Below are 20268 nucleotides of genomic sequence, written 5' to 3'. Positions count from 1 at the left end.
TTTCGCCCCTGCCTTCCGCATCGCTCCCGCGCGGCGCACCGCGCATGTGCCTGTGTGTTGTTTCTTCTTCGTGCGCCCGCAAACGTTCATGACCCCGGCTGCCCCCTCCTCTTCCCTTCGCCAGCGCCTCGCGCGCTGGGTTCCCTGTCTCGCCTGGCCGCGCCCTTCCGCCGCGCTGCTGCGCAACGAGGCCATGGCCGGCATCACCGTGGCGCTGATGGTCATTCCGCAAGGCGTGGCCTACGCCGCGCTGGCCGGCATGCCGCTGGTGACGGGGGTGTACGCGGCGCTGTTCCCGGCGCTCATCGCGGTGATGTTCAGCTCGTCGCAGCGCCTGTCGGTCGGGCCCACGGCGCTCACCAGCCTGCTGGTCGGCGCCTCGCTCGCACCGCTGGCGGTGGCGGGCAGCGCCGAATGGGTGGCGATGGCGGTGTGGCTCACGCTGATGTCCGGCACCATCCAGATCGTGCTGGGCGCGGGGCGCTTCGGCTGGCTGCTGCGGCTGGTCAACTCGCCGGTGCTCATCGGCTTCACGCAGGGTGCGGCGGTGCTCATCGCCGTCTCGCAACTGCCCGCGCTGCTGGGCTTCACGGGGCGCACCATCCCGCAGGTGCTGCAGGGCGGCCCGCTGCCCGACCTGGTGGCCATCGCGTTCGGCCTGGGCAGCGTTGCGGTGCTGTGGCTGGGCAAGCGCCTGCTGCCGCGCTTTCCGACCACCATGGCGCTGGTCGCCGGTGCGGCCGCGATCAGCTGGGCGGTCGACTACGCCCTGCGCGGTGGCGCGGTGGTGGGCAGCCTGCCTTCGGGCCTGCCTTCGCTGTACTGGCCCGGCCTGCTGCCGCTGGGCACCTTCAGCGCGCTGGTGCTGCCGGCATTGATGATCACGCTGGTGAGCTTTCTGGAAACCGCGTCCAGCGCCAAGGTCGACAACGCGCGCGCCGGCACGCTGTGGAACGAAAACCAGGACCTGATCGGCCAGGGCCTGGCCAAGCTGGCCTCGGGCTTCACGGGCGCCTTTCCCACCAGTTCGTCGTTCTCGCGTTCGGCCATCACGCTCTATGCGGGCGCGCAGACCGGCTGGGCCACGCTCTTCAGCGTGGTGGTGGTGGCCGGTGCGCTGCTGTGGCTGATGCCGCTGCTGTACCACGTGCCGCAGGCGGTGCTGGCGGCGGTGGTGGTCACGGCCATCCTGGGGCTGGTGAAGCCAGCGAGCTTCAAGGCGCTGTGGCGCGTGTCGCGCATCGAGGCGGGCATTGCCTTCGGCACTTTCGTGCTGACCATCGCCACCGCGCCGAGCATCTACTGGGGCGTGCTGGGCGGCCTGCTGGCCAGCATGGCGCACTACATGTACCGCCACCTGCACCCGCGCATCATCGAAGTGGGCCTGCACCCCGACGGCAGCCTGCGCGACCGCCACCTGTGGAAACTGCCGCCGCTGGCGCCGCACCTGTATGCGCTGCGCATGGACGCCGAACTCGACTTCGCCTCGGCCTCCACGCTGGAACGCGCGCTCACCGTGGCACTGGCCGAGCGTCCGGAGCTCACCGACGTGTGCCTGTTCGCGCAACCCATCAACCGCATCGACATCACCGGCGCCGAGGTGTTCGGCTCGATCCGCCGGATGATGGAGTCCAAAGGCGTGCGCCTGCACCTGAGCGGCCTGAAGCTGCCCGCCATGCAGGTGCTGGAACGCGCCGGCCTCCTCGCACCGGGGCCCATGCTCTTCAGCTACCGCACCGACGGCGAGGCGCTCGCGGCGCTGATGCCCCGCATCGACGTGCCGGCGGCACAAGCCGCGCCCTGAACCACACCGGACCGCGTGCGCCCATGAAGACCACCATCGAAGAACTGGTTGCCTTCCGCACGGTGGTGGACGCGGGCTCGATCACGGCCGCGGCCGACCAGCTCGCGCAGACTGTCTCGGGCATCAGCCGCGCGCTGAGCCGGCTCGAACAGAAGCTGGACACCACGCTGCTGCGCCGCACCACGCGCCGGCTCGAGCTCACCGAGGAAGGTGCGGCCTTCCTGCAGCGCACGCGCGCCATCCTCGATGCCATCGACGACGCCGAAGAGCAGATGGCCGCGCGCCGCCAGCAACCCGCGGGGCGGCTGCGCGTGAACGCGGCCTCGCCCTTCATGCTGCACGCCATCGTGCCGCTGGTGCCGGAGTTTCGAAGGCTCTACCCGCAGATCAGCCTGGAACTGGACACCGACGACCTGCCCATCGACCTGCTGGAGCGGCGCACCGACATTGCCATTCGCATCGGGCCGCTGCGCGACTCCACGCTGCATGCGCGCCCGCTCGGCACGCACCGTCTGCGCGTGCTCGCGAGCCCCGCCTACCTGGAGGCGCACGGCAAGCCGCGCAAGGTGGCCGAACTGGCCGGGCATGCGTTGCTGGGCTTCACCCAGCCCGAGTCGCTCAACCGCTGGCCGCTGCGCGGCGTGCACGGCGACGAGTGGAACATCACGCCCACGGTGGCCGCGTCGAGCGGCGAAACGCTGCGCCAGCTGGCGCTGGCCGGCGTGGGCATCGCGTGCCTGTCGGACTTCATGACGGGCGCAGACCGTGCGAGCGGCGCGCTGGTGCAGGTGCTGGCCAAGGACACGGCGGACGTGCGCCAGGCCGTCAACGCGGTGTACTACCGCAACACGCAGCTGTCGGCGCGCATCACGTCGTTCCTTGATTTTTTGTCGCAGCGCATGACCTGAGGGGTGCACCCCACGGGCCTGCCCCTTGCACTGCTGCTGCCACTGCGGCTACTGCGGCTGCTTCGGCGTGAAGCGCTCGACCGCGGCCGACGCGATCTCGTAGCCGCTCACGCCCATGTCCGCCGACGCGTAGCGCGCCGCCTTCAGCGTACCGCTTACGTACACCGTGTCCATGGCGTGCAGCCCCTTGACGGGCGCGGGCGCGATCACATGCACGATCTGGTTGGCGGGCGGCGGCGGCGTATGGATGCAGGCGCCGAAGTACGGCACGAGCAGAAATTCGCGAATCCCGTCCTGCGAGGCGTCCAGCGGCACCACGAAGCCCGAGAGCCTGGCGGCCCTGCCGTCGAGCGCCACGTTGACCGGCGCGTTGTCCCAGACGGCACGCATTTCGTCGAGCAGCTGGATCGCGCGCGGGTCGTTGTCGCGCAGCGCCTCGAGGCTGATGTTGCGGTAGCGCTTGGTGGGGTCCCAGCTCTTGGGAACCAGCTCTTCCCACTTGAGCTCGGCGGCGGTGCCGGTGGCAACGTTGCTTGCGCCCTGCGCCGACCCCGGGCCGCAGCCGGCCAGCAGCGCCGCGGCCGGTGAAAGAAGAAGCGCGGACAGCACCACGGGAGGAAAAAACCTTCTCATGACTGCGATTGTGCTTGCGCGGCGTGTCAGTCCCGTAAAGCAGGGTCTTGGCACTCATTTCCTACAAGATCACACAAATTCGTTGCAAACGCCAAAATTCCGCATCACGACACGAGGAGATCCGCATGGCACCCACTGGATGGCTGGGACTCACGTCCCTCGGCACGGTTCACACGGCGATCAGTCTGGTCGCCGTCGTCGCAGGGCTCTGGTCCCTGTTCCGCTACAGGGAGATCACGTTGCGCACCGGCCTGGGACAGGTCTTCGTGTGGACCACCGTGCTCACCTGCCTCACCGGCTTCGGCATCTTCCAGCACGGGGGCTTCGGCAAGCCGCATGCGCTGGGCATCCTGACGCTGGTGGCGCTGGCGGTTGGCGCCATGGCAGGGCGCGGCATGCTCTTCGGGCGCCGTGCGCGCCAGGTCGAGGCCGCGGCCTACTCGGCCAGCTTTCTCTTCCACTGGATCCCGGCGTTCACCGAGACGCTGACGCGCCTGCCGCTGGGCGCGCCGCTGCTCTCGAGCCCCGAGGCCCCCGAGCTGAAGGCCATCACCGGCGTGCTGTTCCTGCTGTATCTGGCCGGCGTCTGGCTGCAGATCCGGCGGCTGCGCGGTGGCGCCGCCGGGCTCAGTCCTGCACCCGCCCGCGCAGGTTCTTGATCTGCGAGCGCTGGCTCTTGCCTTCGAGCCGGCGCTGCTTCGAACCATAGGTCGGCTTGGTGGCGCGCCGCACGCGCGGCGGCGTGGCCACGGTGTCGACCACCGCCTGAAGGCGCGCGAGCGCGTCGGCACGGTTCATTTCCTGGGTGCGATGCTGCTGGGCCTTGAGCACCAGCACGCCCTCCTGCGTGATGCGGCTGTCGCGCAGGGCGAGCAGCCTTTCCTTGACGTCAGGGGGCAGCGAGCTGGCGGGGATGTCGTAGCGCAGGTGCACCGCGCTCGACACCTTGTTCACGTTCTGCCCGCCCGCCCCCTGCGCCCGGATGGCGCTGATCTCGACTTCGTCGGGATCGATCAGCAGAGGTGGGCGCAGCATGCCGGCAAGTGTGCCCTGAACGCGCTCAGACGCGCTCGAAGACGGCGGCAATGCCCTGGCCGCCGCCGATGCACATGGTGACCAGCGCGTAGCGCCCACCGGTGCGGTGCAGCTCCGCAATGGCCTTCGTCGTGATGATCGCGCCCGTCGCGCCCACCGGATGGCCCAGCGAAATGCCCGAGCCGTTGGGGTTCACCTTGGCCGGGTCGAAGCCCAGCTCCTTGATGACCGCGCAGGCCTGCGCCGCGAAGGCCTCGTTCGACTCGATCACGTCGAAGTCGCTCACCTTCAGGCCGGTGCGCTCCAGCACCTTGCGCGTGGCCGGCACCGGCCCGATGCCCATGTAGGCCGGTTCGACGCCGGCGTGTGCGTAGCCCACCAGGCGCGCCAGCGGCTTCAGGCCCAGCGCCTTCACGCGGCCGCCTTCGGCCAGCACCACGGCGGCGGCGCCGTCGTTGATGCCCGAGGCATTGCCGGCCGTCACGAGGCCGTCCTTCTTGAACGCGGGCTTCATCTTGGCGAGCGTGTCGACGGTGGTGTCGGCGCGCACGTGCTCGTCGGTGTCGAACAGCACCACGCCCTTGCGCGTCTTCACTTCGACCGGAACGATCTGTTCCTTGAAGCGGCCCGCCGCAATGGCGGCTGCGGCGCGCTGCTGGCTGGTGGCGGCCAGTTCGTCCATCTGCTCGCGCGAAATGCCGTAGCGCGCGGCCACGTTTTCGGCCGTGATGCCCATGTGGATCTTCTCCCACGGGTCGTGCAGGATGCCCAGCATGTAGTCGACCAGCACCGCGTCGCCCATGCGCGCGCCGTAGCGGGCCGAGGTGTCGAAATACGGGCCGCGGCTCATCGATTCCGAACCACCGCCGATGGCGATGTCGCAGTCGCCCAGCGCAATGGCCTGCGCCGCCGACACGATGGCCTGCAAACCCGAGCCGCACAGGCGGTTCACGTTGAAGGCCGGCGTCTCGATGGGGCAGCCCGCGTCGATGGCAGCCACGCGGCTCAGGTAGGCGTCCTTCACGTCGGTGGGAATCACGTTGCCCATGACCACGTGGCCGATGGCGTCCGCCGCCACGCCGCTGCGCTCGATGGCGGCCTTCACGGCGGTGGTGGCCAGCTGGGTGTTGGGCACGTCCTTCAGCGCGCCGCCGAAGGTGCCGATGGCGGTGCGGGCGGTGCCGACCACGAAGATGTCGCGTGGGGTCATGTCAGGATCTCCTGGGTTTGGGTGAACACGGATTCAGCGGCCGGTGAACACGGCCGGCTTCTTGTCGAAAAAGGCGTTCAGGCCGATGCGGAAGTCGTCGGTGGCGGCGCAGACCTGGAAGGCGGCCGATTCGGCGTCGAGCTGGCCCGCCAGGTCGCGCCCGAGCGAGCCGCGCATCAGGCGGCGCAGGTGGCCCAGCGCCACGGTCGGCCCCTGGGCCAGCCGGTGCGCCAGCGCCAGGGCTTCGGCCTCGAGCTCGGCGGCGGGCACCACGCGGTTGACGAGGCCCATGCGCTCGGCGGCGGCGGCGTCGTAGGTGTCGCCGAGCATCGCGATCTCCAGCGCGCGGCGCATGCCCACCAGCCGCGGCAGCGCCCACGAGGCGCCCACGTCGCAGCTGGTGCCGAGGTTCACGTACGCGAGGTTGAAGCGCGTGCCCTCGGCCGCGAGCACGAAGTCGACCTGCAGCATCAGGCTCAGGCCCGCGCCGGCCGCCACGCCGTGCACCTGCGCGACCAGCGGTGCGTCCATCGCGTCGAGCACGGTCAACGCCTCGTGCAGCGGGCCGATCAGGTCGGCGGCGCCCTGCTGCGGGTCGGCGCTCAGCACGGCCAGGTCGCCGCCTGCCATGAAGCCCTTGCCCGCCCCGCTCATGAGCACGGCGCGCACGCCCTTGTCGGTGGCCAGATCGCGCACGGCGGCGAGAAAGGCGTTGGCCATCGGCACGTCGATCGCATTGAGCGCGCCCGGCCGGTTGAAGCGAATGGTGGCCACCGCGCCGTCGCGGCCCAGCAGCAGAGGTGCATCTGTCGTCATGCGGTGTTTCCTTTTTTCGTGGCGGGCTGGCGCGGCGCGCGAGCGGTGGCGGGGGCAGCGGGAACAGGGCGCTGCAGCACGCCGTTGAGCAGCAGTTCGATGCCCTGGTCCGCGATCTGGTCGGGCGTGAGGTCGCCGTCGGGGCGGTACCAGCGGCCGATCCAGCTCAGCGCGCCGGCCAGCATGAAGGCCGCCATCTTCGGGTCGCACGGCGCGAGCGAGCCTTCTGCCACGCCGTCCTCGATGAGCCGGCGGAACTGGCTGTCGATGCCGGCCTTGAGATGGCGCAGCTCCTTCTTCAGCGGCGCGGGCAACGGGTCTTCGCCGATGCGGATCACGCACATGCCGAAGTCCTGCATGACCACGCCCGAGTAGATGCGCATGCAGGCCTTGAGCTGCTCGATGGCGCTGCCACCCGCGGCGCGCACCTCGCCGATGCCGGCATGCATGAGGTCGAGCGCGGTCTTCACGCACTCCAGCAGGATCTGGTCCTTGCTTTCGACGTAGTAGTAGAGCGTGGGCTTGCTGACGTTCAGCCGCTCGGCAATGTCGTCGAGCGAGGTGGCGTGGAAGCCGCGCTCGTTGAAGAGTTGGGCCGCGGTCTGCAGCACGGCCTGGCGCTTGACCTCGCGCTGGCGCGCGCGCTTGCCCGCGGGCTCCCAGGGAGAAGGAGACGGCGGAACTGGAGCGGACGGAGGGGAAACGGAACGGGCCATCGGTGCGAAACGACATGGCCAGAGATCCGACACCGCACAGCGCGGCGAGAAGGAAATTTACTGGCCAGTAGAAATTCTACGAGCCAGTAGACATCCGGGGGGCGAAAGCTGCAACGACGCTCAGTCGCCGCGCACGGGGCGGGCCCGCACGTCGGTCACGTCATTGGCGGGGCCGATGGCGATGGGGCTGCGCACCGACTCGCCGCGCGCCCGTGCGTTGACCACGTCGGCCGCCTGGGGCTCGGCAGGCTGTGCCGCATGGCGAAACCGGTCGAAGCCGGAACGCGGGTTGAAGCGTCCGCCCATCGAAGCGACCCAGGGGGTCACGGGCTTGCCCGTGAGACGCCCCCAGGCGTAGCGCACACCCCACACGGCCGCCAGCAGCGTGACCGCCACGGCCAGGCTGGCCGCAAAAACCAGCCCCAGGAGCAGAAGAATGACCCGAAAAATGAAGTTCATCATTCCAGCTTAGGCCGAAGCAGCCGCCGTTGGTTCCCCGGCCTTGGAGAACGAGAACTGTCCGGGCGACTGGATCGGGTCGGTGTTGACCTCGATCGTGTCCTTCGGCCCGAAGCTGCCGTCCAGCAGCAGCTTCGAGAGCGGGTTCTCGATGCGCTGCTGAATGGCGCGCTTCAACGGACGCGCACCGAACACCGGGTCGAAGCCGACCTTGGCAATCTCGGCCAGCGCCGCAGGCGAGACCTGCAGGCCCAGGTCCATTTTCGCGAGCCGCGCGGTCAGCACCTTCAGCTGGATCCCGGCGATCGATTCGATGTTCTTCGCGTCCAGCGCATGGAACACCACCGTCTCGTCGATGCGGTTCAGGAACTCGGGGCGGAAGTAGTTCTTCAGCTCGTCCCACACAGCTTCCTTGATCTCCTCCGAAGGCTGGCCCACCATGGCCTGGATGATGGGCGAGCCGATGTTGCTCGTCATCACGATCACCGTGTTCTTGAAGTCCACGGTGCGGCCCTGGCCGTCGGTCAGGCGCCCGTCGTCCAGCACCTGCAGCAGCACGTTGAACACGTCGGGATGGGCCTTCTCGACCTCGTCGAGCAGCACCACGCTGTAGGGCTTGCGGCGCACGGCTTCCGTCAGGTAGCCGCCCTCCTCGTAGCCCACGTAGCCCGGCGGCGCGCCGATCAGGCGGGCGACCGAATGCTTCTCCATGAACTCGCTCATGTCGATGCGGATCAGGTGGTCTTCGCTGTCGAACAGGAAGCCCGCGAGCGCCTTGCACAGCTCGGTCTTGCCCACGCCCGTGGGGCCGAGGAACAGGAACGAGCCGGTCGGGCGGTTCGGGTCACTCAGGCCCGAGCGCGAACGGCGGATCGCGTTGGCGACCGCACCGATGGCCTCGTCCTGGCCGACCACGCGCTCGTGCAGCTTGCCTTCCATCACGAGCAGCTTGTCGCGCTCGCCCTGCATCAGCTTGGCGACCGGAATGCCGGTGGCGCGCGCCACGACCTCGGCGATTTCTTCCGCGCCGACCTGCGTGCGCAGCAGCGTGGGGGCGCTCGACTTGCCCTTGCTGGCTTCGGCGTCCTGCGCTTCCTTCAGGCGCTTTTCGAGCGCCGGCAGCTGGCCGTATTGCAGCTCGGCGACCTTGTTGAAGTCGCCCTTGGCGGTGGACTCCGCAATCTGGAACTTGATCTTGTCGATGTCCTCGCGCACCTTGGCGCTGCCCTGGGCCTGCGCCTTCTCGGCCTGCCAGATCTCGTCGTAGTCGGCAATTTCCTTCTGCAGCCTGGCGATCTCGAGCTCGATCAGGCCGAATCGCTTCTGCGAGGCTTCGTCCTTCTCGCGGCGCACGGCCTCCAGCTCGATCTGCAGCTGGATCAGGCGGCGGTCGAGCCGGTCCATGACCTCGGGCTTGGAGTCCATCTCGATCTTGATCTTGGCCGCGGCCTCGTCGATCAGGTCGATGGCCTTGTCGGGCAGGAAGCGGTCGGTGATGTAGCGGTCGCTCAGCTCGGCCGCGGCCACGATGGCCGGGTCGGTGATGTCCACGCCGTGGTGCACCTCGTACTTTTCCTTCAGGCCGCGCAGGATGGCCACGGTGGCTTCCACGCTGGGCTCGCCCACGATGATCTTCTGGAAGCGGCGCTCCAGCGCGGCGTCCTTCTCGATGTACTTGCGGTATTCATCGAGCGTGGTGGCGCCCACGCAGTGCAGCTCGCCGCGCGCGAGCGCGGGCTTGAGCATGTTGCCCGCGTCCATCGCGCCTTCGGCCTTGCCGGCGCCGACCATGGTGTGCAGCTCGTCGATGAAGACGATGGTCTGGCCCTCGTCCTTCGCAAGCTCGTTCAGCACGGTCTTCAGGCGCTCCTCGAACTCGCCGCGGAACTTGGCACCGGCCAGCAGCGCGGCCATGTCCAGCGACAGCACGCGCTTGCCCTTCAGCGATTCGGGCACCTCGCCCGAGACGATGCGCTGCGCCAGGCCTTCGACGATGGCGGTCTTGCCCACGCCGGGTTCGCCGATGAGCACGGGGTTGTTCTTGGTGCGGCGTTGCAGCACCTGGATGGCGCGGCGGATTTCCTCGTCGCGCCCGATCACCGGGTCGAGCTTGCCGCGGCGCGCGCGCTCGGTGAGGTCGGTGGTGTATTTCTTCAGCGCTTCGCGCTGGCCTTCGGCGTCGGCGCTGTTCACGCCCTGGCCGCCGCGCACGGCGTCGATGGCCGCCTCGAGCGACTTGCGCGTCATGCCGTTCGCACGGCAGAGATTGCCGATGTCGGTCTTGCTGTCGGTCAGCGCCAGCAGAAAGAGCTCGCCGGCAATGAACTGGTCGTTGCGCTTGATGGCCTCCTTCTCGGTGGCCTGCAGCAGCTTGCCCAGTTCGGTGCCCACCTGCACGCTGTCGGCGCCCTGGACCTGCGCCAGCTTCTTGATGGCAGCCTCGGCGGCCTGGGAAAGGCCTGGCACATTGACACCGGCGCGTTCGAGCAATGCGCGCGGCCCTTCGTTCTGGCGCAGCATCGCGACCAGCAGGTGGGCTGGTTCGATGTAGGCGTTGTCGTTGCCCAGCGCGAGCGACTGGGCGTCGCCCAGGGCTTCCTGGAATTTGGTGGTGAGTTTGTCTTGTCGCATGGTGGTATTCCTGCTTCCAAAATAGGGCCGTTCGGGCACGATTCAAGGTTCTGCCCGTGACAGGCGGACCACGGCAGCCTGGGCACGGGTATTGCACAAGACCCGTTTCCTGCCCGTAGGCATTTCTCTCTCTCGAATGGAGTCGATCATGGTTTTTTCAATGCAGCGCGTTCAACCGGTGCGCCGGGCGATCAGCGCCGGCCTCTTTCTAGCCGCCCTGGGCCTGTCGGGCCTTGCGCAGGCGCAAAGCGGCACCCCCGTCCGCCTGCTGGTCGGTTTTCCGGCTGGCGCGGGCACGGACGCCATCGCGCGCACCCTGGGCGAAAAGCTCAAGGACGTGCTGGGCGTGCCGGTGGTGGTGGAAAACCGCGCCGGCGCGGGCGGCCAGATTGCGGCCACCGTGCTGAAGTCGTCGCCTGCCGACGGCCACACCCTGCTGCTGTCGCACGACCACACCATCTCGATCCTGCCGCAGGTCATCAAGAACCCCGGCTTCAACCCCGCCACCGACTTCGTGCCCGTGGCCGGCTTTGCCACCTTCGCCAACGTGCTGGCCGTCTCGGGCGGCACGCCGGCCAAGACCATGGACGAGTACGTGAAGTGGGTCCGCACGCAAAAGGGCGGCAAGGAAACCATCGGCATTCCGGCGCCGGCCTCGATCCCCGAGTTCCTGGTGAAGATGATCTCGGACAAGTACAAGATCGACGTGCAGCCCGCCCCCTACCGCGGCAGCGCGCCCATGACGGCCGACATGCTGGGCAACCAGATCACCGCGGGCATCGCCTCGGTGCCGGACTTCATCGAGAACCACAAGGCGGGCAAGGTGCGCATCGTGGCCTCCATCGGCGCCAAGCGCCAGGCCGTGATTCCGAACGTGCCGACATTCACCGAACTGGGCTTCGCGAACCTGGACGACCTGCCCTACTACGGCATCTTCGCGCCGGTGGGCACGCCGCAGCCGATCATCGACAAGTACGGCGAGGCGCTGCAGAAGGTGCTGGCCATGCCCGACGTGAAGCAGAAACTCACGGCGATGGGCCTGACGGTGGGCTACGAGTCGCAGGGGCAGTTCGCGGGGCGTGTGCGCACGTACACGGCGGCCTGGGAAAAGATCATCCAGGGCAGCGGCTTCAAGCCCCTTTGATGTCTGGCTCCCTCACCCCTCGGGGAGAGGGAACAACGCGGTGTCAGGCGTTCGGGGCGCTGATGCCCCAGCGCGCGAGCGCCGCGTCGTCGGCCACGCGCGCATCGACCCAGCGGGCGCCTTCGGGCGTTTGCTCCTTCTTCCAGAACGGCGCCTGCGTCTTGAGGTAGTCCATCAGGAACTCGCAGGCCTCGAAGCTCTGGCCGCGGTGCGCCGACACCACCGCCACCATCATGATCTGGTCCAGCGGCTGCAGCAGGCCCACGCGGTGGATCACGCGCGCCCCGAGGATGTCGAAGCGCCGCTGCGCTTCGTCGATCATGGCCTCGACGGCCTTCTCGGTCATGCCGGGGTAGTGCTCCAGTTCCATCGACGCGACGCTGCTGCCGTCGTTGCGGTCCCGCACGGTGCCGACGAAGCTGCAGACCGCACCCACGCGCTTGTCGCCGGCACGCAACGCGGCGACCTCCTGCGAAAGGTCGAAATCGGCTGTCTGGATCGAAACACGCGCAATGCTCATTTCCGAATTGTGGCATCGCGCTAGACTGCGACGATGCCTTGCCTCGCCACCCCCTCCTCAGTGCTTTCGCACGCTGGAAGCGGTTGCGCGTGCCAGGGCAGCAAAGCCAAAAAACCAAAGCTCGTCTGACCGGAGCCGAGGTTCCGTCGTCGGATGAGCGACGGAACCTGCCAAGGTTTTTTGGCCCTTTCATGGGTTTCGCGCGCATCCGACGGTGGTTCTTTTTCCATCGGTCGATTCCTGAGAGGAAACCCGCGTGCCGCAACAACCCCATCCCACTGTCCCTGATTTCTCAGGCTTCTGGATCGCCCTCGTCACCCCGTTCCGCAACGGCGCGGTGGACCATGACGCCCTCGCCGCCCTGACCCGGCGCCTCGCCGCCGACGGCGTGACCGGCTTCGTGCCCTGCGGCTCCACCGGCGAGGCCGCCGCGCTCGACGAGGACGAACAGCTGGCCGTGCTCGACACCGTGCTGGCCGCAGCCGGCGGCCTGCCGGTGGTGATGGGCATTTCGGGCTACCACCTGGGCAAGGCCACGGCCTGGGCGCGCAAGCTGTGCGAGCGCCCGCTGGCGGGCCTGCTGGTGGCAGCACCGCACTACATCCGCCCGTCGCAGGGCGGCCTGCTCGAATGGTTCCAAGCCATTGCCGATGCCAGCACGGTGCCTGTGCTGGTCTACGACATCCCCTACCGCACCGGCGTCACCATCGCGCGCGACACGCTGCTGGCGCTGGCCGCGCACCCGCGCATTCGCGGCATCAAGGACTGCGGCGGCGACATGGCCAAGACACGTGCGGTGATCGCCGACGGCCGGCTGCAGGTGCTGTCGGGCGAAGACCACCAGATCTTCAGCACGATGGCCGAAGGCGGCGTGGGTGCCATCGCGGCCAGCGGCAACGTGCAGACCCGCCGCTTCGTGCGGCTGGTGCGGCTGTTGTCGGAGAACCGGTTGGCGCAGGCGCGCGACGAATGGCAGGCCTTGCAGCCGCTGGTGGACAGCCTGTTCGCCGAGCCGAACCCCGGCCCCGTGAAGGCGCTGCTGGCGCACGCCGGCGAAATGCACGACGAGCTGCGTTCGCCGATGACGCGCGCGTCCGACGGCCTGCGCGAGCGCCTCGTGGCGCTGGACGCCCTGCTCAGCCGCCCGTGACGGGCGGGAAGAAGGCGACTTCACAGCCGTCGTGCAGGGCTGCGGCTTCGTCGCTCATGGCCTGGTCGAGCGCCATGCGCACCGCCTTGCCGCGCGCGAGCGCGGTGGCATAGGAGCCGCCCCGGCCGATGAGTTCGTCGCGAAGCGCGGCGAGCGTTTCGGCTTGCGTGTCGACGCTTTCGCCGCTGCGGGCCAGCGCCTCGCGCACCGAGGCGAAATAACGAACCTGGACTTTCATTCGATTCAGCCGAGCAGCGAGGCGAAGGGAATGAAGTTCACGGTGTCGCCCGACCTGATGGTTTGCCCAGCCGGGTTGTCGACAACGCCGTCGCCCCAGACCATCGAGGTCAGCACCCCCGAGCTCTGGTTGCCGAACAGTTCGAGCCCGCCCGCCGCGTTGCGCCGCGCGCGCAGGAACTCGCGGCGCTTGTCGGCGCGCAGCCAGTCGAAGTCGGCGCGCATCTGCACGGCCTCGGGCGTCACGCGCGTGGCACCCTGCAAGCTCAGCAGGAAGGGCCGTACCAGCATCAGGAAGGTCAGGAAACTCGACACAGGGTTGCCGGGCAGCCCGGTCACGTGGCAGGCGCCCTGCCCGTTGCTGCGCGCGATGGAACCATAGGCGAAGGGCTTGCCGGGTTTCATCGACAGCGACCACAGCTGAAGCTCGCCGAGCGACTGCAGCGCGGCGCGGATGTGGTCTTCCTCGCCGACGGAAACACCGCCGGTCGTGATGATCAGGTCGCTGCTCTCGGCCGCCTCGCGCAGCGCCGCGATGGTGGCTTCGCGGTCGTCGGGCACGATGCCCAGGTCGTTCACCTCGCAGCCCAGGCGGTGCAGCAAGGCGCGCATGAAGAAGCGGTTGGAGTTGTAGATGGCGCCGGGCTTCATGGCGTCGGGCGCCACTTCGCCGGGCATCACCAGTTCGTCGCCGGTGGAGAGCATGGCCACGCGCGGCTTGCGGGCCACCTGCAGCTTGTGAAAGCCGACGCTGGCCGCCAGGCCGAGCGCGGCGGGCGTGAGGCGTTCGCCCTGCTTGAGCACCACGTCGCCCGACGCCACGTCTTCGCCCGCGCGTCGCACCCATTGGCCCGCCGCCGGAACGATGGCGATGCGAACCGAGCCCAGGCTGCCTTCCTGCGGCGTGGCGGCGGTGTCTTCCTGCATCACGACGGCGTCGGCGCCCTCGGGGACCTGCGCCCCCGTGAAGATGCGCGCCGCGGTGCCGGCCGCGAGCGGCGTGCCCACGGTGCCCGCGGGAATGCGCTGCGCCACGGCCAGCTCGGCCCCCGGCGCGGCGCAGTCGGCCACGCGCACGGCGTAGCCGTCCATCGCGCTGTTGTCCCGCGGCGGCACGGTCAGGCCGGACACGAGGTCCTGCGCCAGCACGCGGCCGTCGGCCTCGAAGGTGGCGACGCTCTCGGCGGGCAGCGTCGGCTGCGCCCTGGCGAGCAGGACGGCGATGGCCTCGTCGAGCGGCATCAACGGCGGGCGCAAGGAAGAGGCAGCGAAAGGAACGGGAGGAACAGGTGTGTCAGCCATGGTGTTCGGGGTTGTATTCGAAGCGGTCGCCGCTGTCGATCAACCACTTCGCAATGGCCTCGGCGTCGTTGAGGTCGAACAGCGGGCGCTCGGTGGGCACGGGCAGGCCGGCCGGGTCGTCCGTGGCCACGGCGGTGACGAAAGGATCGTCGGTGTAGAGCACCGGGCGCGACGGCTCGTCGCCCTCGGGCCGACGCCAGACTTCGATCTTCAGCACGTCGCTGTGCCGGAAGCCCTCGACCAGCACCCAGTCGGCGGCCGGGTGCACCTCGGCCAGCAACTGGTGCACGCTGAGCTCCACGGGGAATTCGAACTCGCGCATCACGGCCAGCCGCTTGTCGGAGGCGACGACGACCTCGAAGGCACCCGCCTCGCGGTGGCGGTACGTGTCCTTGCCCGGATGGTCGATGTCGAACTTGTGGTGCGCATGCTTGACCACCGACACGCGCTGCCCGCGCCGCTTGAGCGCGGGGATCAGGCGCTCCAGCAGCGTGGTCTTGCCCGCGCCCGAATAGCCCGCGAAGCCGACGACCTTCATGCGAGGGCCCGGACGTGATCAATCACAGTTCTGTGCGATGTAGGCCTTCACGGCCTCGGCGTCGGCCGGCAGCTTGACGACGCGCTTGGGCAGCGCCTCGATGCCCTCGAACCGCTTCGGCCGCTCGGGCTCCTCGCCCAGCGCCTCGACCAGCGTGGCGGCGAACTTGATCGGCAACGCGGTTTCGAGCACCACCATCGGCACGCCGGGTGCGAGCTGCTCGCGTGCGGCCTTCAGGCCGTCGGCGGTGTGCGGATCGACCAGCGTGGCAAAGCGCTTCTCGGTGTCGCGGATGGTCGCCAGGCGGTCGGCGTGCGTGCTGCGGCCGCTCTTGAAGCCGAAGCGTTCGGCGGCCTGCTTGAACGCCGGGTCGGCGCTCAGGTCGAAGCTGCCTTGCAGGCCCAGGTCTTCCACGAACAGCTGGCGCAGCCGGGCGGCGTCGCGGCCCACCAGGTCGAACACGAAGCGCTCGAAGTTGCTGGCCTTGCTGATGTCCATTGACGGACTCGATGTTTCGTGCGTGTCGACCGCGCCGCGCACGCGGTAGATGCCGGTGCGGAAGAACTCGTCGAGCACGTCGTTCTCGTTGGTGGCGACCACCAGCGTCTGGATGGGCAGGCCCATCATGCGCGCCACGTGGCCCGCGCAGACGTTGCCGAAGTTGCCCGAGGGCACGGTGAAGCTCACCGGCTTGTCGTTGCTCGCCGTGGCCTGGAAATAGCCCGCGAAGTAGTAAACGACCTGCGCGAGCAGCCGCGCCCAGTTGATCGAATTGACGGTGCCGATGCGGTACTTGCGCTTGAAGCCCAGGTCGTTGGACACCGCCTTCACGATGTCCTGGCAGTCGTCGAACACGCCGGTGATGGCGATGTTGTGGATGTTCTCGTCCTGCAGGCTGAACATCTGCGCCTGCTGGAACGGGCTCATGCGGCCGTCGGGCGAGGTCATGAAGACGCGCACGCCCTTCTTGCCGCGCATCGCGTACTCGGCCGCGCTGCCGGTGTCGCCGCTGGTCGCGCCCAGGATGTTGAGCTCCGCGCCGCGGCGCGCCAGTTCGTACTCGAACAGGTTGCCCAGCAGCTGCATCGCCATGTCCTTGAAGGCCAGCGTGGGGCCGTTGGACAGTGCTTCGAGGTACACGCCGTCCTCGAGCTCGCGCAGCGGCACGATCTCGTCGGAGCCGAACACCTCGGCGGTGTAGGTCTTCGCGCAGATCGCCTTCAGGTCGGCCGGCGGAATGTCGTCGATGTAGAGCGAGAGGATCTCGAAGGCCAGCTCGGCGTAAGGCAGCGCGCGCCACCTGGCGAGCGTGGCGGTGTCGACCTGCGGATAGTGCGCCGGCAGGTAGAGGCCGCCGTCAGGCGCCAGGCCTTCGAGAAGGATTTCGCAAAAGCGCTTGCGGTCGGGGTGGCCGCGGGTGCTCAGGTAGTTCACGCGATGGTCCTGTTGTACCGGTTCAATGTTCGATGGATGAAGTTCGCAGGCTGCCCCTCAGGACAGCTCTTCCTTGCGGATGCGAACAATGGGCTCCAGCACCGTGGGCAGTGCCTGCAGCTCGGCCAGCACGTCGTTGACAGTGCCTTCGCGCGCATCGTGCGTGAGGATGATGAGGTCGGTCTGCGTGGAGCCTTCGCCGCCCACTTCGTCGGCTTCGCGCTGCAGCACGGCGTCGATGCTGATGCCGGCGGTGGCCAGCAGGCCCGTCACCTTGGCGAGCACGCCGGCCTGGTCGGCCACGCGCAGGCGCAGGTAGTAGCTGGTGACGACCTCGGTCATCGGCAGCACCTTGAGGTCGCTCATGGCGTCGGGATGGAAGGCCAGGTGCGGCACGCGGTGCGCGGTGTCGGCGGTGTGCAGTCGGGTGATGTCGACCAGGTCGGCAATCACGGCGCTGGCCGTCGGCTCGCTGCCGGCGCCCTTGCCGTAGTACAGCGTGGTGCCCACTGCGTCGCCGTGCACCACCACCGCGTTCATCGCGCCTTCGACGTTGGCCAGCAGCCGCTTGGACGGCACCAGCGACGGATGCACGCGCAGCTCGATGCCCTGGGCGGTGCGCTTGGTGATGCCCAGCAGCTTGATGCGGTAGCCGAGCTGTTCGGCGTACTTGATGTCCTGCGCGGCGAGCTTGGTGATGCCCTCGATGTGGGCCTTGTCGAACTGCACCGGAATGCCGAAGGCGATGGCGCTCATCAGCGTGACCTTGTGGCCGGCGTCCACGCCTTCGATGTCGAAGGTCGGGTCGGCTTCGGCGTAGCCCAGGCGCTGGGCTTCCTTCAGCACGGTCGCGAAGTCCAGGCCCTTGTCGCGCATCTCGGACAGGATGAAGTTGGTGGTGCCGTTGATGATGCCGGCCAGCCACTGGATGCTGTTGGCCGTGAGGCCTTCGCGCAGCGCCTTGATGATCGGGATGCCGCCGGCCACCGCGGCCTCGAAGGCCACCATCACGCCCTTGGCGTGCGCGGCCGCGAAGATCTCGGTGCCGTGCACCGCGAGCAGCGCCTTGTTGGCGGTGACCACGTGCTTGCCGGCCGCAATGGCTTCGAGCACGAGCTGCTTAGCAATGCCGTAGCCGCCGATCAGCTCGATGACGATGTCGATGTCGGGGTTGGCGATGACTTCGCGCGCATCGGCCACCACCTTGACGCCTTCGCCGGCCACTTCGCGGGCGCGGGCGGTGTCGAGGTCGGCCACCATGGTGATCTCGATGCCGCGGCCGGCGCGGCGCTTGATTTCTTCCTGGTTGCGCTGGAGCACCTTGAAGGTGCCGCTGCCGACCGTGCCTGCGCCGAGCAGGCCTACTTGGATGGGATTCATTGGGAAAGTCGCGCTCATGGCGTTCATGGTTTGGATGGGGTGGCGGACGGTGCGCTCACGACGCGGCTGACGTAGCGGGGCAGGTTCCAGGCGCCGCCGGGGAAGCCACGGCACATGCGGTCGATCGTTGCGCCGGTGCGCACGAAGTCGCGGCCGTTGTAGTGCCAGGTTTCGGTCGCCACGCAGTCGCCGACGCCGCGGACCTTCATGACCGAGGAGACGCTGGCGTCCTTCTCGTCGAAATCGCCGTTGGCTTCGAGGGCCGATGGCGCATAGGGCGGCTTGTCGTTGGCGATCCAGAGCTGGCTGGTGGAGTTGTAAGCCCCCACGCTGCATTCGAGCGACAAAAGCACCTTGCTGTCGGTCAGGCGGTGGACCTGAAGCGAATTGGCCTGCACCGCATCCATGTTGTTGCAAGGGCCGTCGGCTTCGCTCAACTTGAGAGAGGGAAAGATGCGCGCCGCCAGGGCGTCGTCGCCGGGGCGCGCCTTGGCGGGCTTGACCGCGTTGACGACAGGCACCGGCAGCGCAGGCAGCACCGACTGTTCAGCCCTGCTACCGCGGCGCACCAGCGCGCCCGGCGTGCCGATGCGGCCCTGGGCTTCGTCCATCTTGAGCAGCACGGCGTTGAGGCCGGCCAGCGACAGCGTCCACTTCTTGCTGCCGGCAGCAAGCGTGGCATCGTCGCTCTTCAGGAGCTCGGGGAGCACCGTGCGAACCTGGCTGTCGTCGAGGCTGGCGGAGCCGCCGTCCAGACCAGGTACCGTGGCCTTGCCGACCTTGAGGCGCACCGGGCCCTTGACGTCGTCTTCACCGCCGATCTGCAGTTCGATGCCCACTGCGGTGCCGGGCCCGGCCTTGCGGGTGATGAGCATCGACACCAGTTCCCCTTCCCCGCCGTCCAGCTGGTAACCGGCGGCACGGCAGGTGCGCGTGTTGTCGCAGGCCAGTTCCCAGTCGTCGTGCGAGAAGGAAACAGGCTCCTTGTCGGCCGCCGCGGCAGCCCATGCGGCAAGCGACAGCGCGGCAGCGACGCAAGCGGATCTCATGAGCCCGTCTTGCGGCGCAAGCGGTACTGCTCCAGGAACTTCGCGATGCGGTTGATGGCCTCGCGCAGGTCGTCCTCGTGGGGCAGGAACACGATGCGGAAGTGGTCCGGGGTGGCCCAGTTGAAGCCGGTGCCCTGCACCAGCATCACGCGGGTTTCCTTCAGCAGCTCGAGGAAGAACTGGCGGTCGTCCTCGATCGGGTAGACCTCGGGGTCGAGCTTGGGAAACATGTAGAGCGCAGCGCTGGGCTTGACGCAGCTCACGCCCGGAATGGCGGTGATCAGCTCGTAGGCCAGGTCGCGCTGGCGGCGCAGGCGCCCGCCGTCGCACACCAGGTCGTTGATGCTCTGGTAACCGCCCAGCGCCGTCTGGATGGCCCACTGGCCGGGCACGTTGGCGCACAGGCGCATGTTCGAGAGCATGTTCAGGCCCTCGATGTAGTCCTGCGCGCTGCGCTTGTCGCCCGACACCACGAGCCAGCCGGCGCGGTAGCCGCAGGAACGGTAGCTCTTGGAAAGCGAATTGAAGGTCAGCGTGAGCACGTCGCTCGACAGGCTGGCGATGGCGGTGTGCTTGACGCCGTCGTACAGCACCTTGTCGTACACCTCGTCGGCGAAGATCACCAGGCCGTGCTCGCGCGCGATGGCCACGATGCTCTTGAGCAGCGCGTCGGAATACAGCGCGCCGGTCGGATTGTTCGGATTGATGACCACGATGCCCTTGGTGCGCGGCGTGATCTTGGCGCGGATGTCGTCGAGGTCGGGCATCCAGCCGTTGGCCTCGTCGCAGAGGTAGTGCACCGGAGTGCCGCCCGACAGGCTCGTGGAGGCGGTCCACAGCGGGTAGTCGGGCGCCGGCAGCAGCAGCTCGTCGCCGTCGTCGAGCAGCGCGTTGGTGGACATGGCAATCAGCTCGCTGGCGCCGTTGCCCAGGTAGATGTCGTCGAGGGTGACGCCCGCGATGCCCTGCTTCTGCGTCTCGTGCATCACCGCCTTGCGCGCGGCGAAGACCCCCTTGCTGTCGGAGTAACCGGCCGAGTTCGGCAGGTTGCGGATCATGTCCTGCTGGATTTCCTCGGGGGCATCGAAGCCGAACACGGCGAGGTTGCCGATGTTGAGCTTGATGATCTTCTGGCCGTCCTCTTCCATCTGCTTGGCGGCGTCCATGATGGGCCCGCGGATGTCGTAGAGAACGTTGGCCAGCTTGGCCGATTTCTTGAGCTGCTTCAAAGGGCCCTCCCGGGCGCGGGTTAACGGGTTGCTTGCTCGGAGTTGCCGCCAGCTGGCTGGCTCCGAAAAAAGC

Annotated in this window: 20 protein-coding genes; 5 read left to right on the top strand and 15 right to left on the bottom strand. The window is 68.3% G+C overall.

The window, feature by feature from the left end; translation table 11 throughout:
* Nucleotides 1-88 precede the first annotated feature (88 nt).
* On the top strand, nt 89-1804 hold the full coding sequence (locus tag AC0IYU_RS26565) for a SulP family inorganic anion transporter (RefSeq protein ID WP_435483408.1): 1716 nt from the start codon (nt 89-91) through the stop codon (nt 1802-1804).
* Between the two features lie 23 nt (nt 1805-1827).
* Nucleotides 1828-2712 carry a LysR substrate-binding domain-containing protein gene (locus AC0IYU_RS26560; protein WP_435483407.1) on the top strand — a complete coding sequence of 295 codons (885 nt, stop codon included), beginning with the start codon at nt 1828-1830 and terminating at the stop codon, nt 2710-2712.
* 48 nt (nt 2713-2760) lie between these two features.
* On the opposite strand, the gene AC0IYU_RS26555 is transcribed toward AC0IYU_RS26560, so the two are convergent.
* Entirely contained in the window at nt 2761-3345 is a 585-nt protein-coding gene (locus AC0IYU_RS26555) for a DUF3299 domain-containing protein (RefSeq protein ID WP_472123162.1), read from the bottom strand.
* Between the two features lie 125 nt (nt 3346-3470).
* On the opposite strand from AC0IYU_RS26555, the gene AC0IYU_RS26550 reads away from it, so the two are divergent.
* Complete coding sequence (locus AC0IYU_RS26550; protein WP_472123159.1) at nt 3471-4004, top strand: DUF2306 domain-containing protein; 534 nt, start codon at nt 3471-3473, stop codon at nt 4002-4004.
* Here the strand turns inward: AC0IYU_RS26550 and arfB are convergent.
* The 6 genes from arfB to clpB form a co-directional block, all read right to left on the bottom strand.
* On the bottom strand, nt 3973-4380 hold the full coding sequence (arfB, locus tag AC0IYU_RS26545) for an alternative ribosome rescue aminoacyl-tRNA hydrolase ArfB (RefSeq protein ID WP_435435654.1): 408 nt from the start codon (nt 4378-4380) through the stop codon (nt 3973-3975). The genes AC0IYU_RS26550 and arfB overlap by 32 nt on opposite strands.
* Nucleotides 4381-4405: 25 nt before the next feature.
* Entirely contained in the window at nt 4406-5590 is a 1185-nt protein-coding gene (locus tag AC0IYU_RS26540; protein WP_472123157.1) for an acetyl-CoA C-acyltransferase family protein, read from the bottom strand.
* Between the two features lie 33 nt (nt 5591-5623).
* On the bottom strand, nt 5624-6406 hold the full coding sequence (locus AC0IYU_RS26535; RefSeq protein ID WP_472123154.1) for an enoyl-CoA hydratase/isomerase family protein: 783 nt from the start codon (nt 6404-6406) through the stop codon (nt 5624-5626).
* Nucleotides 6403-7122 carry a TetR/AcrR family transcriptional regulator gene (locus tag AC0IYU_RS26530; RefSeq protein ID WP_472123151.1) on the bottom strand — a complete coding sequence of 240 codons (720 nt, stop codon included), beginning with the start codon at nt 7120-7122 and terminating at the stop codon, nt 6403-6405. Before AC0IYU_RS26530 ends, AC0IYU_RS26535 begins: the two co-directional genes overlap by 4 nt.
* Before the next feature lie 120 nt (nt 7123-7242).
* The gene (locus AC0IYU_RS26525; protein ID WP_472123147.1) at nt 7243-7581 is read right to left on the bottom strand and encodes a hypothetical protein; all 339 of its coding nucleotides are present in this window, start codon (nt 7579-7581) and stop codon (nt 7243-7245) included.
* Nucleotides 7582-7590: 9 nt separating this feature from the next.
* Nucleotides 7591-10212 carry an ATP-dependent chaperone ClpB gene (clpB, locus tag AC0IYU_RS26520; RefSeq protein WP_472123144.1) on the bottom strand — a complete coding sequence of 874 codons (2622 nt, stop codon included), beginning with the start codon at nt 10210-10212 and terminating at the stop codon, nt 7591-7593.
* 148 nt (nt 10213-10360) lie between these two features.
* Here clpB and AC0IYU_RS26515 point away from each other — a divergent pair, with 148 nt between their 5' ends.
* Complete coding sequence (locus tag AC0IYU_RS26515; RefSeq protein WP_472123141.1) at nt 10361-11356, top strand: Bug family tripartite tricarboxylate transporter substrate binding protein; 996 nt, start codon at nt 10361-10363, stop codon at nt 11354-11356.
* Nucleotides 11357-11399: 43 nt separating this feature from the next.
* Here the strand turns inward: AC0IYU_RS26515 and AC0IYU_RS26510 are convergent, their stop codons facing one another.
* On the bottom strand, nt 11400-11876 hold the full coding sequence (locus tag AC0IYU_RS26510; protein WP_435493336.1) for a molybdenum cofactor biosynthesis protein MoaE: 477 nt from the start codon (nt 11874-11876) through the stop codon (nt 11400-11402).
* Between the two features lie 256 nt (nt 11877-12132).
* Between AC0IYU_RS26510 and dapA the strand changes: the two genes are divergently transcribed.
* Nucleotides 12133-13026, top strand: a complete 894-nt coding sequence (gene dapA, locus AC0IYU_RS26505) for a 4-hydroxy-tetrahydrodipicolinate synthase (protein WP_472123138.1) — start codon at nt 12133-12135, stop codon at nt 13024-13026.
* Here dapA and AC0IYU_RS26500 read toward each other — a convergent pair.
* The 7 genes from AC0IYU_RS26500 to AC0IYU_RS26470 are packed head-to-tail and all read right to left on the bottom strand — an operon-like array spanning nt 13013 to nt 20195.
* On the bottom strand, nt 13013-13264 hold the full coding sequence (locus tag AC0IYU_RS26500) for a MoaD/ThiS family protein (RefSeq protein ID WP_472123135.1): 252 nt from the start codon (nt 13262-13264) through the stop codon (nt 13013-13015). The two genes, dapA and AC0IYU_RS26500, sit on opposite strands and share 14 nt — an antisense overlap.
* A gap of 5 nt (nt 13265-13269) precedes the next feature.
* Nucleotides 13270-14565 carry a molybdopterin molybdotransferase MoeA gene (locus AC0IYU_RS26495; RefSeq protein WP_472123132.1) on the bottom strand — a complete coding sequence of 432 codons (1296 nt, stop codon included), beginning with the start codon at nt 14563-14565 and terminating at the stop codon, nt 13270-13272.
* Nucleotides 14558-15103, bottom strand: coding sequence for a molybdopterin-guanine dinucleotide biosynthesis protein B (gene mobB / locus AC0IYU_RS26490; RefSeq protein WP_472123129.1), 546 nt, complete (start codon nt 15101-15103; stop codon nt 14558-14560). Before mobB ends, AC0IYU_RS26495 begins: the two co-directional genes overlap by 8 nt.
* Before the next feature lie 18 nt (nt 15104-15121).
* Nucleotides 15122-16537: a threonine synthase gene (gene thrC, locus AC0IYU_RS26485; protein ID WP_435483394.1), complete on the bottom strand. Its 1416-nt coding sequence runs from the start codon at nt 16535-16537 to the stop codon at nt 15122-15124.
* A gap of 57 nt (nt 16538-16594) precedes the next feature.
* On the bottom strand, nt 16595-17917 hold the full coding sequence (locus AC0IYU_RS26480) for a homoserine dehydrogenase (protein ID WP_472123126.1): 1323 nt from the start codon (nt 17915-17917) through the stop codon (nt 16595-16597).
* A 23-nt stretch (nt 17918-17940) separates the two neighbouring features.
* Entirely contained in the window at nt 17941-18966 is a 1026-nt protein-coding gene (locus AC0IYU_RS26475; RefSeq protein ID WP_472123123.1) for a DUF1176 domain-containing protein, read from the bottom strand.
* Entirely contained in the window at nt 18963-20195 is a 1233-nt protein-coding gene (locus tag AC0IYU_RS26470; protein WP_472123120.1) for a pyridoxal phosphate-dependent aminotransferase, read from the bottom strand. Before AC0IYU_RS26470 ends, AC0IYU_RS26475 begins: the two co-directional genes overlap by 4 nt.
* Between the last annotated feature and the right edge of the window lie 73 nt (nt 20196-20268).

Source organism: Variovorax sp. AC103 (assembly GCF_979254005.1).
Note: the sequence above shows the minus strand (reverse complement) of the source record. Positions and strands in the feature narration are given on the sequence as shown.

What these genes read in the sequence shown, in the direction of transcription:
- AC0IYU_RS26525 (WP_472123147.1), bottom strand. Translation starts at nt 7,581, where the DNA reads ATGAACTTCATTTTTCGGGTCATTCTTCTGCTCCTGGGGCTGGTTTTT.
- mobB (WP_472123129.1), bottom strand. Translation starts at nt 15,103, where the DNA reads ATGAAGGTCGTCGGCTTCGCGGGCTATTCGGGCGCGGGCAAGACCACG.
- AC0IYU_RS26510 (WP_435493336.1), bottom strand. Translation starts at nt 11,876, where the DNA reads ATGAGCATTGCGCGTGTTTCGATCCAGACAGCCGATTTCGACCTTTCG.
- clpB (WP_472123144.1), bottom strand. Translation starts at nt 10,212, where the DNA reads ATGCGACAAGACAAACTCACCACCAAATTCCAGGAAGCCCTGGGCGAC.
- AC0IYU_RS26475 (WP_472123123.1), bottom strand. Translation starts at nt 18,966, where the DNA reads ATGAGATCCGCTTGCGTCGCTGCCGCGCTGTCGCTTGCCGCATGGGCT.
- AC0IYU_RS26515 (WP_472123141.1), top strand. Translation starts at nt 10,361, where the DNA reads ATGGTTTTTTCAATGCAGCGCGTTCAACCGGTGCGCCGGGCGATCAGC.
- AC0IYU_RS26555 (WP_472123162.1), bottom strand. Translation starts at nt 3,345, where the DNA reads ATGAGAAGGTTTTTTCCTCCCGTGGTGCTGTCCGCGCTTCTTCTTTCA.
- AC0IYU_RS26535 (WP_472123154.1), bottom strand. Translation starts at nt 6,406, where the DNA reads ATGACGACAGATGCACCTCTGCTGCTGGGCCGCGACGGCGCGGTGGCC.
- arfB (WP_435435654.1), bottom strand. Translation starts at nt 4,380, where the DNA reads ATGCTGCGCCCACCTCTGCTGATCGATCCCGACGAAGTCGAGATCAGC.
- AC0IYU_RS26480 (WP_472123126.1), bottom strand. Translation starts at nt 17,917, where the DNA reads ATGAATCCCATCCAAGTAGGCCTGCTCGGCGCAGGCACGGTCGGCAGC.
- AC0IYU_RS26565 (WP_435483408.1), top strand. Translation starts at nt 89, where the DNA reads ATGACCCCGGCTGCCCCCTCCTCTTCCCTTCGCCAGCGCCTCGCGCGC.
- AC0IYU_RS26550 (WP_472123159.1), top strand. Translation starts at nt 3,471, where the DNA reads ATGGCACCCACTGGATGGCTGGGACTCACGTCCCTCGGCACGGTTCAC.
- AC0IYU_RS26540 (WP_472123157.1), bottom strand. Translation starts at nt 5,590, where the DNA reads ATGACCCCACGCGACATCTTCGTGGTCGGCACCGCCCGCACCGCCATC.
- AC0IYU_RS26500 (WP_472123135.1), bottom strand. Translation starts at nt 13,264, where the DNA reads ATGAAAGTCCAGGTTCGTTATTTCGCCTCGGTGCGCGAGGCGCTGGCC.
- AC0IYU_RS26495 (WP_472123132.1), bottom strand. Translation starts at nt 14,565, where the DNA reads ATGGCTGACACACCTGTTCCTCCCGTTCCTTTCGCTGCCTCTTCCTTG.
- AC0IYU_RS26530 (WP_472123151.1), bottom strand. Translation starts at nt 7,122, where the DNA reads ATGGCCCGTTCCGTTTCCCCTCCGTCCGCTCCAGTTCCGCCGTCTCCT.
- AC0IYU_RS26560 (WP_435483407.1), top strand. Translation starts at nt 1,828, where the DNA reads ATGAAGACCACCATCGAAGAACTGGTTGCCTTCCGCACGGTGGTGGAC.